General features: G+C 71.9%; 14 protein-coding genes. 11 read left to right on the top strand and 3 right to left on the bottom strand.

Annotated elements, in window-relative coordinates:
• Positions 1-1404 carry a dipeptidase gene (locus tag ACIRO3_RS02480; protein WP_361786889.1) on the top strand — a complete coding sequence of 468 codons (1404 nt, stop codon included), beginning with the start codon at positions 1-3 and terminating at the stop codon, positions 1402-1404.
• A gap of 50 nt (positions 1405-1454) precedes the next feature.
• A complete protein-coding gene (gene nudC / locus ACIRO3_RS02475; protein WP_404131676.1) occupies positions 1455-2402 on the top strand; it encodes an NAD(+) diphosphatase in 948 nt (315 codons plus the stop codon).
• A gap of 159 nt (positions 2403-2561) precedes the next feature.
• Here the strand turns inward: nudC and ACIRO3_RS02470 are convergent, their stop codons facing one another.
• Entirely contained in the window at positions 2562-2822 is a 261-nt protein-coding gene (locus ACIRO3_RS02470; RefSeq protein ID WP_361786883.1) for a mycoredoxin, read from the bottom strand.
• Positions 2823-2980: 158 nt separating this feature from the next.
• On the opposite strand from ACIRO3_RS02470, the gene ACIRO3_RS02465 reads away from it, so the two are divergent.
• The 5 genes from ACIRO3_RS02465 to ACIRO3_RS02445 all read left to right on the top strand — a co-directional run bounded on the left by ACIRO3_RS02465 (position 2981) and on the right by ACIRO3_RS02445 (position 6840).
• On the top strand, positions 2981-5146 hold the full coding sequence (locus ACIRO3_RS02465; RefSeq protein WP_404131674.1) for an ATP-dependent DNA helicase UvrD2: 2166 nt from the start codon (positions 2981-2983) through the stop codon (positions 5144-5146).
• Positions 5147-5311: 165 nt separating this feature from the next.
• On the top strand, positions 5312-5650 hold the full coding sequence (locus ACIRO3_RS02460) for a hypothetical protein (protein ID WP_404131672.1): 339 nt from the start codon (positions 5312-5314) through the stop codon (positions 5648-5650).
• Positions 5651-5834: 184 nt separating this feature from the next.
• A complete protein-coding gene (locus ACIRO3_RS02455) occupies positions 5835-6206 on the top strand; it encodes a WhiB family transcriptional regulator (protein WP_053676354.1) in 372 nt (123 codons plus the stop codon).
• Entirely contained in the window at positions 6203-6535 is a 333-nt protein-coding gene (locus ACIRO3_RS02450; protein WP_361786873.1) for a hypothetical protein, read from the top strand. Before ACIRO3_RS02455 ends, ACIRO3_RS02450 begins: the two co-directional genes overlap by 4 nt.
• A 98-nt stretch (positions 6536-6633) precedes the next feature.
• Positions 6634-6840, top strand: a complete 207-nt coding sequence (locus ACIRO3_RS02445) for a hypothetical protein (RefSeq protein WP_361770998.1) — start codon at positions 6634-6636, stop codon at positions 6838-6840.
• A gap of 300 nt (positions 6841-7140) precedes the next feature.
• Here ACIRO3_RS02445 and ACIRO3_RS02440 read toward each other — a convergent pair whose 3' ends face one another.
• Both ACIRO3_RS02440 and ACIRO3_RS02435 read right to left on the bottom strand, forming a co-directional pair.
• Positions 7141-8538 (bottom strand): ABC1 kinase family protein, encoded by a 1398-nt coding sequence (locus ACIRO3_RS02440; RefSeq protein ID WP_404131669.1) that lies wholly within the window; start codon positions 8536-8538, stop codon positions 7141-7143.
• Between the two features lie 102 nt (positions 8539-8640).
• Positions 8641-9801: a ThiF family adenylyltransferase gene (locus ACIRO3_RS02435; RefSeq protein ID WP_404131667.1), complete on the bottom strand. Its 1161-nt coding sequence runs from the start codon at positions 9799-9801 to the stop codon at positions 8641-8643.
• A gap of 243 nt (positions 9802-10044) precedes the next feature.
• On the opposite strand from ACIRO3_RS02435, the gene ACIRO3_RS02430 reads away from it, so the two are divergent.
• From ACIRO3_RS02430 to ACIRO3_RS02415, 4 genes are all read left to right on the top strand, one after another.
• Positions 10045-10641 (top strand): M48 family metallopeptidase, encoded by a 597-nt coding sequence (locus ACIRO3_RS02430; RefSeq protein ID WP_404131665.1) that lies wholly within the window; start codon positions 10045-10047, stop codon positions 10639-10641.
• A 134-nt stretch (positions 10642-10775) separates the two neighbouring features.
• The gene (locus ACIRO3_RS02425) at positions 10776-12446 is read left to right on the top strand and encodes a TerD family protein (RefSeq protein ID WP_404131663.1); all 1671 of its coding nucleotides are present in this window, start codon (positions 10776-10778) and stop codon (positions 12444-12446) included.
• A gap of 20 nt (positions 12447-12466) precedes the next feature.
• A complete protein-coding gene (locus ACIRO3_RS02420) occupies positions 12467-13147 on the top strand; it encodes an AIM24 family protein (RefSeq protein ID WP_053676492.1) in 681 nt (226 codons plus the stop codon).
• A gap of 17 nt (positions 13148-13164) precedes the next feature.
• Positions 13165-13920 carry an AIM24 family protein gene (locus tag ACIRO3_RS02415; protein WP_351378343.1) on the top strand — a complete coding sequence of 252 codons (756 nt, stop codon included), beginning with the start codon at positions 13165-13167 and terminating at the stop codon, positions 13918-13920.
• Positions 13921-14001 lie beyond the last annotated feature (81 nt).

The raw sequence follows: 14001 nt of genomic DNA, 5'->3' as shown, positions 1-14001 counted from the left end.
ATGAGCGACACCCAGGCGGACAGCGTCGTCCGCACGTACATCGACACCCACCGCGCGGCCTTCCTCGACGACCTCGCCGACTGGCTGCGCATCCCCTCCGTCTCGGCGCAGCCCGAGCACGCGGGTGACGTACGACGCAGCGCCGAATGGCTCGCCGCGCAGCTCAAGGCCACCGGCTTCCCGGTCACCGAGATCCTGGAGACCGCCGGCGCCCCGGCCGTGTTCGCCGAATGGCCCGCCGCCGACCCGGCCGCCCCCACCGTCCTCGTCTACGGGCACCACGACGTGCAGCCGGCCGCCCGCGCCGACGGGTGGCACACCGACCCGTTCGAGCCGGTGATCAAGGACGGCCGGATGTACGGCCGCGGCGCCGCCGACGACAAGGGTCAGGTGCTCTTCCACACCCTCGGCGTCCGGGCCCACCTCGCGGCCACCGGCGCCGACGCCCCCGCCGTCCACCTCAAGCTCCTCGTCGAGGGCGAGGAGGAGTCCGGCTCCCCGCACTTCCGCGCCCTCGTCGAGCGCGAGGCCGAACGCCTCGCCGCCGACGTCGTGATCGTCTCCGACACCGGCATGTGGTCCGAGACCACCCCCACGGTGTGCACCGGCATGCGCGGGGTCGCGGACTGCGAGATCGACCTCCACGGCCCCGACCAGGACATCCACTCCGGAGCCTTCGGCGGCGCGGTGCCCAACCCGGCCACCGTCGCCGCCCGCCTCGTGGCAGCCCTGCACGACGCCGACGAGCGGGTCACCATCCCGGGCTTCTACGACAACATCGTCGAACTCACCGACGCCGAGCGCGCGCTGATCGCCGAGCTGCCCTTCGACGAGGCCGAGTGGCTGCGCACGGCCAAGTCGCACGCGGCCTCGGGGGAGAAGGGCCACACCACCCTGGAGCGCGTCTGGGCCCGCCCGACCGCCGAGGTCAACGGCATCGGCGGCGGCTACCAGGGCCCCGGCGGCAAGACGATCGTGCCGGCCTCCGCGCACTTGAAGCTGTCGTTCCGGCTGGTCTCCGGGCAGGACCCGTACGAGGTCGAGGCGGCCGTCAAGGACTGGGTCGCCGAACGCGTCCCGGCCGGCATCCGGCACACCATCGTCTTCGGCGCCCCCACCCGGCCCTGCCTCACCCCGCTCGACCACCCGGCGCTGCAATCCGTCGTACGCGCCATGGGTCGCGCCTTCGGCGAGAAGGTCCGCTTCACCCGCGAGGGCGGCTCCGGGCCGGCCGCCGACCTCCAGGACGTGCTCGACGCACCCGTCCTCTTCCTCGGCATCTCGGTCCCCTCCGACGGCTGGCACTCGCCGAACGAGAAGGTCGAACTCGACCTGCTCCTCAAGGGCGTCGAGACCGCCGCCTACCTGTGGGGCGACCTCGCCGCCCACTGGAAGCCCGCCTGACGCACCCACCCGCCGTCCCACCCAGCCTGCCTGTCCCACCACCGGGGGAGTTGGAAGTACCTGTGAGCACCCATACCGAGCCCGAGCGTCCGATCACGCTCGCCGCGCCCAGCGGGATCGACCGCGCCGCGCACCACCGCCTCGACGAGGCCTGGCTCGCCGCCGCCTGGAGCCACCCGACGACCCGCGTCTTCGTCGTCTCCGGAGGCCAGGTCCTGATCGACGACACCCCCGACGGCGGCAGCGGCATCGTGATGACCCCGGCCTTCGAGGCCCCGGTCACCGAGACCCACCGCTACTTCCTGGGCTCGGACGAGGACGGCGTACGGTACTTCGCGCTCCAGAAGGACTCCCTGCCGGGCCGCATGGACCAGTCGGCCCGCCCGGCCGGCCTCCGCGAGGCCGGCCTGCTGCTGAACCCGCGCGACGCCGGGCTGATGGTGCACGCGGTGGCGCTGGAGAACTGGCAGCGCATGCACCGCTTCTGCTCCCGCTGCGGCGAGCGCACGGTGGTCGCCGCGGCCGGCCACATCCGCCGCTGCCCGGGCTGCGGCGCCGAGCACTACCCGCGCACCGACCCGGCCGTGATCATGCTCGTCACCGACGAGCACGACCGCGCGCTGCTGGGCCGGCAGGTGCACTGGCCCGAGGGCCGCTTCTCGACGCTGGCCGGGTTCGTGGAGCCGGGCGAGTCCATCGAACAGTCGGTGATCCGCGAGGTGTGGGAGGAGGCCGGCATCCGGGTCGGCGAGGTCGACTACGTCGCCAGCCAGCCCTGGCCGTTCCCCTACAGCCTCATGCTCGGCTTCACCGCCCGCGCCGTCACCTCCGAGATCACGGTGGACGGGGAGGAGATCCAGGAGGCCCGCTGGTTCTCCCGCGAGGACCTGCGCGAGGCGATCGAGGCCGGCGAGGTGCTCCCGCCCGCCGGGGTCTCCATCGCCGCCCGCCTGGTCGAACTCTGGTACGGGAAGCCGCTGCCGCGCCCCGCGGCGTGAGCCGGGTCACGGGCGCCGCGCTCGTGACCTCCCTCACGACAGAAGGCCCCCGCCTCGGCGGGGGCCTCTCTTGTACGTGTGTGACGTTCACTACGTCGGTCCGGCCGGCGCGGTCCGTCCGTGTTCCGGCGGTGCGTGTGCCGGGCGGCGCCGCGACGGTCAGACGGCGAGGGCCTGCTTGACCTGCGCGAGGCTCGGGTTCGTCATGACGGACTCGCTGCCGGCGGCGGACTTCACGAGGACGGTGGGAACCGTCTGGTTGCCGCCGTTCGCCTTCTCCACGAACGCTGCGGACGCGGGGTCGTGCTCGATGTTGATCTCGTCGTACGCGATGCCTTCGCGGTCCAGCTGCTTCTTCAGCCGGCTGCAGTAGCCGCACCAGGTCGTGCTGTACATCGTGACGGTGCCCGTGTCCTGCATGCTGCGGTCTCCTTCGTGGGGTCTCGGTGGTCCGAGTACTCGAACGCACGACACCGCCCCGCCATTCCCGCGCGGCCCCCTCGGTACAAGTACGACCGCGGCGGTTCGCCTGTGGACAAGTTTCCCGTCCGCCCCTGGAGACCTGGCAGCATGGCGGGGTGACAGCAGCAACGCACTCCTCATCCTTCCCGGCCGGCGCCGACTCGGCCGACGCGGTGCTCCAGGGTCTCGACCCGGAGCAGCGCGAGGTCGCGACGACCCTGCGCGGACCGGTGTGCGTACTGGCGGGAGCCGGCACGGGCAAGACCCGCGCGATCACCCACCGCATCGCCTACGGCGTCCAGTCCGGCCAACTGATGCCCGCCAGCGTGCTGGCCGTCACCTTCACCAACCGCGCCGCCGGCGAGATGCGGGGCCGGCTGCGGACCCTCGGCGCGGGCGGGGTCCAGGCCCGGACCTTCCACAGCGCCGCGCTGCGCCAGCTCCAGTACTTCTGGCCCAAAGCGGTCGGCGGGGACGTCCCCCGACTGCTGGAACGCAAGATCCAGTTCGTGGCCGAGGCCGGCGCGCGCTGCCGCGTCCGTCTCGACCGGGGCGAGCTGCGCGACGTCACGGGCGAGATCGAGTGGGCCAAGGTCACCCAGACCGTGCCCGCCGACTATCCGGCGGCCGTCCTGAAGGCGGGCCGCGAGGCCCCCCGGGACACGGCCGAGATCGCCCAGATCTACGGCACGTACGAACAGCTCAAGCGCGACCGGAACATGATCGACTTCGAGGACGTGCTGCTCCTCACCGTCGGCATCCTCCAGGACCGGTACGACATCGCGGAGCAGATCCGCGCCCAGTACCAGCACTTCGTGGTCGACGAGTACCAGGACGTCAGCCCGCTCCAGCAGCGACTGCTCGACCTCTGGCTCGGCGAGCGCGACAACCTCTGCGTGGTCGGCGACGCCAGCCAGACGATCTACTCCTTCACCGGCGCCACCCCCGACCACCTGCTGAACTTCCGCACCAAGTACCCGCAGGCCACCCTGGTCAAGCTGGTCCGCGACTACCGCTCCACCCCCCAGGTGGTGCACCTCGCCAACGGCCTGCTGAACCAGGCCAAGGGCCGCGCCGCCGAGCACCGGCTGGAGCTGATCTCCCAGCGGGAGACCGGCCCCGATCCGGTCTACGCCGAGTACCCGGACGAGCCCGCCGAGGCCGAGGGCGTCGCCGGGCGGATCCGGGACCTCATCGCGGCGGGCGTCCCCGCCGGCGAGATCGCCGTGCTCTACCGGATCAACGCCCAGTCCGAGGTCTACGAACAGGCCCTCGCCGACGCCGGAGTGCCCTACCAGCTGCGCGGAGCCGAGCGCTTCTTCGAGCGAGGCGAGGTCCAGAAGGCGATCCTCGCCCTGCGCGGAGCCGCCCGCTCCGGCGGCAACGATCCGCTGCTGGACGACGTCGTCGAGCTCGGGTCCCAGGTCCGGGCCGTGCTCAGCTCCACCGGCTGGACGGCCGCGCCGCCCGCCGGATCCGGCGCGGTGCGCGACCAGTGGGAATCCGTGGCCGCGCTCGTCCGCCTCGCCGAGGACTTCGCGCGCTCCCGCCCGGACGCCCGCCTGGCCGACCTCACGGTGGAACTGGACGAACGCAAGGCAGCCCAGCACGCCCCCACCGTCCAGGGCGTCACCCTCGCCTCGCTGCACGCCGCGAAGGGCCTGGAGTGGGACGCGGTGTTCCTCGTGGGGCTCACCGACGGCATGATGCCGATCACCTACGCGAAGACCGACGAACAGGTCGAGGAGGAGCGTCGACTGCTCTATGTCGGCGTCACCCGGGCGCGGCTGCACCTGACGCTGTCCTGGGGGCTCTCCCGCGCTCCGGGCGGCAGGGCCTCCCGACGCCCCAGCCGCTTCCTGAACGGCCTGCGACCGGGCTCCGCGGTCCCGGGGAGCAGGAGCGCCGCCGCGGTCGAGCGAGCGCCCCGCAAGCGCGGCCCTCGCGGACCGGTGTTGTGCCGGGTCTGCGGCAAGACCCTGACCGAGGCCGGCGAGCTCAAACTGATGCGCTGCGAGGACTGCCCGTCGGACATGGACGAGGGGCTGTACGAGCGGCTGCGCGAGTGGCGCGCGATCCAATCGAAGCAGCAGGGCATGCCCGGGTACTGCGTCTTCACCGACAAGACACTGATGGCGATCGCGGAGGCCGCGCCGTCCGAGGCGGGAGAGCTCTCGATGATCTCCGGCGTCGGTGGCCGCAAGCTCGAGCGGTACGGAGTCGACGTCCTGGCCATCTGCGCAGGCCGGGAGCCTGGCGGCGGAGATCCTGACGACGCGTAGAAACTCGTCGGAAAAATAGTTTGCACATGCCCAGCGAATCCCCATAGGTTCTTAGCAACGGAAACGGTGGCTTCTTCGAAGCCCCGGATCCGTGCTGTACTTATCCGAATACATGGGACAGGCCCCCGGGCCCGGTCCCCGAGACGCCGAGAGGAGGCGAGACCAGTGACCAGCTTCATGACGACCATCAAAATGACCGATCGCTCGGTCGCCGCTTCCTGCCCGCTCGGTGTCTCCTCGCTCCTTCCGATTCTCGCCGCAGGTGTCTCCACGATTTCGTCGGAGAGCCCTGCCCTGCTCGCGGCCTCCATGCTGCGGCCGAGCGTCCGTAATGAGCGACCGACCCAGGCACCGGTGGCAGTAATGGCTGCGGAAGCCCAGGCGCATGGCGCCTATGGCTTTGCAGCCGCGGCCGGTGCCGGAGTCAAGACGAAGCAGACGAAGCAGCAGCACCACCTGATGTGGGCCTTCCGTGGGCTCGAACCCTGGAGTGATCCAGTCTGATCGATGATCAGGCCGGCGCCTTCAGGGCCGCGGAACCCCACCCGGGATCCGCGGCCCTTCTGTTTGTCCCCGAACGGGGACTGCGGAGCGAAGGGGCCTCGGGACTGGCAAGAACAGGTACCAGCCGACCCCCGGCCGACCCCGGCCGGACCGACTAGTCAACAAAGACGAGGAAGAAAACACCGTGCAACTCGAAGCGCACGCCCCGTCCGTACCGCAGACCCAGACGATCTCCCCGCCCGCAGTCCCGGAGGACTCCACCTTGACTCCCCTCACCGCGCTCACCGCGCTCGACGACGCCATCGAGAACCTCGGCGTACCCGTTCCCTGCCGCACCTTCGACCCCGAGGTCTTCTTCGCCGAGTCCCCGGCCGACGTCGAGTACGCCAAGTCGCTCTGCGGCACCTGCCCGCTGGTCGAGGCCTGCCTCGCCGGTGCGAAGGAGCGCCGCGAGCCCTGGGGTGTCTGGGGAGGCGAGCTCTTCGTCCAGGGCGTCGTCGTCGCCCGGAAGCGGCCCCGTGGCCGCCCGCGCAAGAACCCGGTTGTCGCGGCATGACCGCCATCGGCACCATCGACCGCCCCCTGACGCGCGACCCCTTGAAGCAGGCCCTCATGTCCACCCACACCATCACGAGCGAGCAGCCGCACGGCTCCGCCACCGCAGACTTCATCACCGCAGGCGCGATCACCTCGCGTCAGAACAGGACCCGCGAAATGCAACTCATCCCAGAAGCCATGGCTCGTGCCCATATGGACGACCGCATGCGTGAGGCGGACGCCGAGCGTCACGCCCTGCGCCTGGTCGCCGCCCGGCGCATGCAGCGCCGAGCCGAGCGCGTTTCCCTGCGCGCCCGGCGGGCCCTCGCCATGGCCGTCATGAACTGAGCACCCAAGGAGCAGCGCCCGGGGGGACCGGTCCGAAAGGACCGGTCCCCCCGGGGCGTTGCGGGCGCGTCCACCCCCGGCGGGGATATCGTCTGCGGGTGGACCAGCCGACTCCCCGCCCCACCCCGCCGGGACCCGAGGCCCAGCCCGTCGTCTGCGCGCGGTGCGGTACCGACGCCCCGAACGGCGCGCCGCCCACCTGGACCTGCTCCGTGGAGAACGGGACCAGGCAGTACTTCTGCGTCGACTGCGCCCGCGCCAACCTCCGAGCGATCGAAGGCCGCCTGGACTCCTCCTGGTGGTGACCGACGCCCCCCGGGCCCGGGCCGCGGACGAACCCCCGACCGTCAAGGGCCCGGAACCCCGGCCACCCGAAGCCCGGGACCCCGGCCGCCCGAAGCCCGGGCTGACGCCGGAGCTCCGGCCCCGGCCCGGTGCCCGGTCCGGTGCCCGGCCCGGTGCCCGGCCCGGTGCCCGGCCCGGCATCCGCGGACACGCCCGGCATCCCCGGCCCCGGCCCGGCATCCGCGGACACGGCCGGCCCCACCGGTCCTGACCGCCGGCGCGCCCGTCACCGCCGAGCACGGCCGACCGCGCCGGGCGGATCACTCCCCGCGCGCGGAATCCGTCTCTTGGTCCCTCTCGTGGTCCTTCTCGTGGCCCCGGCCGACTTCGCGCTCCTCGGGCAGGAACCCCGGGAGCCAGGACTCCAGTTCCTCACGGAGCCGCACCGTCGCGCCCAACTGGCACAGCACGCCTATGGTGCTCAGCGTCACCCGGTGGATCAGCAGGTACGACGGCGGCAGATTGATCTGTCGTCCCAACTGGTGCGCGGGGGAGCGGGGATCGGCGATCCGCGCCGCCTGGCCACGCAGCCACGGGCGGGTGAAGGTGAACTCCTCCGCCTCGACCGGTTCGAGCAGGGGCTCCAGATAGTCGAGCACCGCCTCCGGGTCGAGCTCGATGGACTTCTTCACGAACCCCTCGGCGCACAGGTGCTCGTAGACCCCCTCGGCGTCACCGCCCAGCGTCAGCCGCAGCGACCGCCCGATGGGCTTGGGCCAGCCACCCGGAAGGCGATCGACCGTCCCGAAGTCCAGTACGCCCAACCGCATCCGGCCGTCCTCGCCCGCTATCAGCCGGAAGTTCCCGGGATGCGGATCGGCGTGCAGCAGCCCGGTGCGCGCCGGCCCGGAGAAGAGGAACCGGGCCAACAACTGCCCCGCGCGGTCACGCTCCTCCTGGCTGCCGTCCGCTATCACCTCCGACAGCGGTGTCCCGTCCATCCACTCGGTCACCAGCACCTCGTCGCCCTGGTGCACGACGTCCGGCACGACCACGTCCTCGTCGCCGTCGAACGCGTCCGCGTGCGTCCGTTGCGCCTCGGCCTCCAGCTCGTAGTCCAACTCCTCGGCCACCCGGTCACGCAGCTCGGTGATCAGCGGCTTGATGTCCATGCCCGGAATCAGCGGCCCCAGCAGCCCGGCGAACCGGCTCAGTTGCCTGAGGTCCGAGAGCAACGCCTCGCCGGCTCCCGGGTACTGCACCTTCACCGCGACCCGTCGGCCGTCGTGCCACACCGCCCGGTGCACCTGGCCGATCGAGGCGGCCGCCGCGGGCGTGTCCTCGAACTCCTCGAACAGGTCGCGCCAGTCCTCGCCGAGTCGTTCCGCGAGCACCTGGTGCACCCGCGCCGCCGGCAACGGCGGGGCCGCTTCCTGAAGCTTGGTCAGGGCCGCCCGGTAGGGACCGGCGACCTCCTCGGGCAGGGCCGACTCGAAGACGGACAGGGCCTGACCGAACTTCATGGCCCCGCCCTTCAGCTCGCCGAGCGTACGGAACAGCTGATCGGCGGTGCGCTGCTGGAGCTCCCGCGCGACGATCTCCGCCGACTTGCCACCGATCCGCTTTCCCAGCCCCCAGGTGGCCCGACCGGCGAAGCCAAGTGGCAGCGCGGCCAGCTTGACGGTACGGGTGACCGCCTTCCGGGGAAGATCAGACATACGCCCCTCCAGTTCCCAGACAGCCGTGCCGCGCGCGGCGGTTCAGGGGCGCGCCCCCTGAGACAGACAAAACGCATCCTGTCATGGCCCCCGTCGGCCTCTTCAGCCCGATCCTCCCCGCCCCCTCCCCGGTGCGCTCGCACCGCCCCGGCCGGCGCCGGCCCCCACCGGCGTCACGTCCGGGACGGCGGCGGCGGAGCACGGGCACTCCGCGTGGGGGCGGACCTCGGAAGGTTCCCAGCTCAGGCCCGGTAACGCGGCCTCCCACCGGGCTCCCGTCGAGGCGGGCAGTCCTCCGTCGAGGAAGGACAGCGCGTGCCCCGCCGCCAACCCCGCCACCGCCGCCGCCAATCCCAGGTCGCAGGCGGCCGTGGCGCGACGGCGGTGTGCCGACCGCCACTGCACCAGCATCCTCGGCCAGGCCGGGTCCCGGTCGATCCGGTCACGCTCCATGCAGCCCGCGCACGCCGTGGCCCCGGGGAGCACCAGCGGCCCGACCAGCCCCGTGCCCTCCAACACCCCCGCGTACAGGTGCGGCGTGCCCGTGGCCACCCAGTCCGCGGCCGTTTCCGGATCGGGGGCCCATGCCTGGAGCCCGTCCCGGGGAGCGACGACCACCAGGGAAAGCCCCGGCTCCGGCCCCTCTTCCTCCCCGGCCCGGGGCGCGCGTCCCGGGGCGGCCTCCCGCACGACCGCCCCCGCGGCCTCCGCCCGCAACCTGCCCACGCTCTCGGGCCCCAGCCCGCCCGGCGCCACGTCGGCCGGCTGGACCCGCCCCCCGTCGAGGACCTCGACCCGGCCCACCCCGCCCCCCGCGAGCACGGCCGCGATCACCGCGCCCACCCGCCCGCCCCCGCGCACCTGGACGCGTATCGCCCGCCGGGCGGCGACCCCCCGCAAGTCCCCACCCGGCTCCCGGTGCACCAGCGAGAGGGAGGCGAGATCGGGCCCGAGCCGCTCCAGGCTCTCCGGCCGCCGGCGCACCGCCTGGGCCCGGGGCCCGCCCACGGTGGCGTCGTCCAGGAGCCCGGCCCCCGCCAACCGCCTGATCAGCTCGTCCACTCGGCCCTGCGGCAACCCCATCCCCGCGCCCTCCGCGCGCAGCAACTCGATTCCCCGTGTCCCGTCGATCCGGTCGATGAACGCCCCGGTGGCCGTGTCCACCGGGCCGAGCACCACCGCATGGGCGGGCGTCACCCCGAACTGCACCGTCTGCAGATCCCGCCAGGCCCTAGCCAGCGCCGGCTTCACCTTCGGATACATGGTCGTCCCCTCGATTCCGTTTCCCCGAGCCCCGATGAGCCCCCGAGTCCCCCCGGCCCGCGCAATCCCGGCCCGCGAACCCCGTTCTCCCCGAACCCCCGAGGCGTTCTTCCGCCTCCATCCGCAACATTGCCCGTCCCCGGGAATCGGTGCGGGAGTTTGTCCACAGGCACGGGGTATTAGGCATATGAGATGGAAAAAGACGCGTGAGGGATCGTTTCTGAAATCGACGGCGAATCGATCATGTTCGAAGCGCGGACGAGCGGGACTTCCGCCACGACGACCGGGTACCGTGCTGGCGTGTCCGCCGACCCCTCGCAGCGCGCCGTCGAAGTCCGCCGGAGCGCGCGCCGCCGCAGGACCGTTTCCGCGTACCGCGAGGGCGACCGGACGGTCGTCCTGATCCCTGCCCGGATGTCGGAGGCGGAGGAGCGGCGCTGGGTGGGCGTCATGCTCGACAAGCTCGCCGCCCAGGAGAGCAAACGCACCCTCGGCGACACGGAACTCACCGAGCGTGCCGAGCGTTTGTCCGAGCAGTACTTCGACGGCCGTGCCCGCCCCCGCTCGGTCCGCTGGGTCACCAATCAGAACACCCGCTGGGGTTCCTGCACCCCGGCCGAGGGCAGCATCCGCCTCTCCCACCGCCTCCAGGGCATGCCCGAGTACGTCGTCGACTACGTGCTGCTGCACGAGCTGGCGCACCTCCTCGTGCCCGGTCACGGCCCGCGCTTCTGGCAACTGTTGGAGGCGTACCCGAAGACCGAGCGGGCCCGCGGCTACCTGGAGGGAGTGGTCGCGGCCGAGCGCCTTCCCGCGGTCCCCGGAGCGCGGGACGAATGACCACGGCGTGACAGAGCGTGATCTGTACCGGGTCGGTACCGACTTGGCTCGATGTCCGCGGAAGCCGTTAGCCTGAGCGGCAGCCGTTAGCCTGCGGCACGCATTCACAGTCGGGATGGGGGACGGTCGGACGTATGGCCAGGGAATTCCAACGCGGCCACAAGGCCAAGATCAGCGATCTGACAGCGGGCACCGATCTGTACGTGGGCGTCCAGATCGCCGGGCCCGGGCTTGCCATCGACATCAGTTGCTTCGGCCTCGATGCGAACGAGCAGCTCTCGGACGATCGCTACTTCGTTTTCTACAACCAGCCGAAATCGCCCGAAGAGTCCATTCAGCAGCTCGGCACACAGGCGGGCGACAGCGAATCCTTCCGGGTGACTCTCGATCGGATCCCTCAGAACATCCACAAGCTGTCCTTCGCCGCCTCCATCGACGGCCCCGGGCAGATGTCGCAGATCGGCCCGGGCTACATCCGGATCGTGGCCGGCGGTGAGGAAGTCGTCCGCTACTCGTTCACGGGCGCGGAGTTCAGCACCGAGCGCGCCCTGATGATCGGCGATTTCTACCTCAAGGACGTGTGGCGCTTCGCCGCCGTCGGGCAGGGCTTCGACGGCGGACTCGCCGCGCTGCTGAAGAACTTCGGCGGCGAGGTCGCCGAGGAGGAGGAGCCGCAACCGGCCCAGGCCCAGGCCCCGGCCCAGGCCGCGGGCGCGCCCGGTTTCGCCCCGCCGCCGCAGGCCGCCGCCCCGGTACCCGCGCCCTCCTTCGGCGCTCCCGCCCCGGCGCCCGCTCAGGCACCCGCCCCCGCGCCGTCGTTCGGCGGACCGGCCGGCGCCCCGCCGCAGCCGGTGCACTCGGCCCCCACGATGGTCGGACCCCTCACCACGCCCCCCGCCGCGCCGTACGGCCAACCGCCCCACCCCCCGCAGCAGCCCGCAACCCCCTCGTACGGGCAGGTCCCCGGTCAGCAGTCCGGCTACGGCGGCCAGGTACCACCGCCCGCCCCGGCCCCCGCGCCCTACGGGCAGCAGCCCTCGTACGGCCAGGTCCCCGGCCGGCAGACGCCCCCGTACGGCGGGCAGCCGGCCTTCGGTCAGCAGCCGCCCCAGTACGCGCAGCAGCCCCAACAGGCCGCCGCCGGGCAGGGCCTCGCCGCCGCGCTCCAGCCGTACAAGGAAGCCCCCACCGGAGCCCGCTGGACACCGCAGAACCAGCAGCTCATGCGGGTGGACCTGTCCATGGGCGGCCAGGCCGTCCTCGCCCGTCAGGGCAGCATGGTGCTCTACCAGGGCAAGGTCGACTTCAGCTACAAGGGCGCCGGATTCGCGGGCCGCATCGTCGGCAACGCCACCGGCCAGGAGATGCAGCTGATGCGCTGCACCGGCCGCGGACAGGTCTTCCTCGCCGAGACCGGCGCCCACCTGCACGCCATCGAGCTCCAGGGCGACGGCATCTGCGTCTCCGCGGAGAACGTCCTCGCCTTCGACGAGTCCCTCCAGCACGAGGTCCGTCGCATCGAGGGCCACGGCATTCCCGGCGGCGCCCTGTTCACGATGCAGTTCCAAGGCACCGGCACGGTGATCGTCAAGACGCAGGGCGTGCCGGTCGTCCTGCCCGTCACCCCGACCACCTTCGCGGACAGCAACGCCATCGTCGCCTGGTCCGCCGCCTCGCAGGTGATCATTTCCAGCCAGGTCCGGCTGCGCCGCAACGCCTACCCGGGCCACAGCGGAGAGACCGTGAACCTCCAGTTCCGCGGCGCACCCGGCAACTTCATCGTCGTCCAGCCGTACGAGGTCTGAGGGAGCCCGTCATGAACGCCATGAACCAGCAACTCGCGGGATACGCCCCGACCCCCGTCACGGCCCGCATGGAGAACCACGGCCGAGCCATGCTCAAGGTCGCCATGCAGAGCGGCCAGGACCTGTTCGCGCGCACCGGATCGATGGTCGCGTACGAGGGCTTCGTGCAGTACGAGCCCAACCCGCCCGCCGTCCGCCAGATGGCCTCGCAGTGGATCACCGGCGAGGGCGCCCCGCTGATGAAGTGCACCGGCGACGGCCTGCTCTACCTCGCCGACTACGGCGCGGACGTCGTCGTCATCAACCTGAACAACGACGCCCTCTCCGTCAACGGCACCAACCTGCTCGCCTTCGACGCCCACCTCCAGTGGGGCGTCGAGCGGGTCAAGGGCATGGCCAAGTTCGCCGGCCAGGGCCTGTTCAACGTGCAGGTCTCCGGCACCGGCTGGGTGGCCATCACCTCCCGCGGCACCCCGATCGTCGTCGACTGCGGTCGAGGCGACGACGAGACGTACGTGGACCCCGACGCGCTCGTCGCCTGGTCCCCGAACCTCAAGGTCAAGGGCAAGCGCAGCTTCAAGGCCTCGTCGATGATCGGCCGGGGCAGTGGCGAGGCCTACCAGATGGCCTTCTCCGGCCAGGGAATCGTCGTGGTACAGCCCAGCGAGGACAGCACCGACCGGCTCCGGACCCGGGGCTGAGGGGGAGCGGACACATCATGCAGAGCGCACTTTTCGCCCACGCCGAGGCGCAGTCCCAGGAGCGGTACACCGTGCAGAACCCGCAGCTCCTGCGGGTCTCCCTGAGCGGCACCGACGACGTCCTCGCCCGCAAGGGCGCGATGGTCGCCTACCAGGGGATCATCGACTTCGACGGCGAGTACCAGAGCACCACCCAGCGCACCGCCCGCGCCCGCACCGGCGAGGGCCTGGACCTGATGCGCTGCTCCGGGCAGGGCACGGTCTACCTGGCCAACCTGGCCCAGTACGTGCACGTCGTGGACGTGGACCAGGACGGTCTCACCGTCGACAGCAGCTACGTGCTGGCGCTGGACTCCACCCTGCACACCGAGGCCATCGCGGTGGACAGCCAGTACGGGATCTCCGGCTCCGGCAAGTACCAGCTCAACATCAGCGGCCGCGGCAAGGTCGCCCTGATGACGTCCGGGCAGCCGCTGATGATGCAGGTCACGCCCGACAAGTACGTCAACGCCGACGCCGACGCGATCGTCGCCTGGTCCACCTCGCTGCGCGTGCAGATGCAGGCCCAGACGCACTCCACCGGAGTCTGGCGGCGACGCGGCAACACCGGCGAGGGCTGGGAACTCAGCTTCCTCGGCACCGGCTTCGCCCTCGTGCAGCCCAGTGAGGCACTGCCGCCGCAGAACGCCCAGATCGGACAGGGCGCCGCCGCCCAGTTCGGAATGGGCCAGCACGGCGCCCACAGCCAGAACCAGAACAACGCCTGGAACTGACCTGATCCGCGGCCCGGCGCCCAAGGGCGCGGTACACCACGCCTGACGCCGCGAGGGGCGGGTCCCTCGGGACCCGCCCCT

The sequence above is a fragment of the Streptomyces sp. NPDC102278 genome, assembly GCF_044766345.1.
Lineage (GTDB): Bacteria > Actinomycetota > Actinomycetes > Streptomycetales > Streptomycetaceae > Streptomyces.
The sequence above is the reverse complement of the archived record's forward strand: the minus strand, read 5'-3'. Positions and strand labels throughout refer to the sequence as shown.

What these genes read in the sequence shown, in the direction of transcription:
- ACIRO3_RS02480 (WP_361786889.1), top strand. Translation starts at nt 1, where the DNA reads ATGAGCGACACCCAGGCGGACAGCGTCGTCCGCACGTACATCGACACC.
- ACIRO3_RS02470 (WP_361786883.1), bottom strand. Translation starts at nt 2,822, where the DNA reads ATGCAGGACACGGGCACCGTCACGATGTACAGCACGACCTGGTGCGGC.
- ACIRO3_RS02450 (WP_361786873.1), top strand. Translation starts at nt 6,203, where the DNA reads ATGACCGCCATCGGCACCATCGACCGCCCCCTGACGCGCGACCCCTTG.
- ACIRO3_RS02440 (WP_404131669.1), bottom strand. Translation starts at nt 8,538, where the DNA reads ATGTCTGATCTTCCCCGGAAGGCGGTCACCCGTACCGTCAAGCTGGCC.
- ACIRO3_RS02435 (WP_404131667.1), bottom strand. Translation starts at nt 9,801, where the DNA reads ATGTATCCGAAGGTGAAGCCGGCGCTGGCTAGGGCCTGGCGGGATCTG.
- ACIRO3_RS02430 (WP_404131665.1), top strand. Translation starts at nt 10,045, where the DNA reads ATGTTCGAAGCGCGGACGAGCGGGACTTCCGCCACGACGACCGGGTAC.
- ACIRO3_RS02425 (WP_404131663.1), top strand. Translation starts at nt 10,776, where the DNA reads ATGGCCAGGGAATTCCAACGCGGCCACAAGGCCAAGATCAGCGATCTG.
- ACIRO3_RS02420 (WP_053676492.1), top strand. Translation starts at nt 12,467, where the DNA reads ATGAACCAGCAACTCGCGGGATACGCCCCGACCCCCGTCACGGCCCGC.
- ACIRO3_RS02415 (WP_351378343.1), top strand. Translation starts at nt 13,165, where the DNA reads ATGCAGAGCGCACTTTTCGCCCACGCCGAGGCGCAGTCCCAGGAGCGG.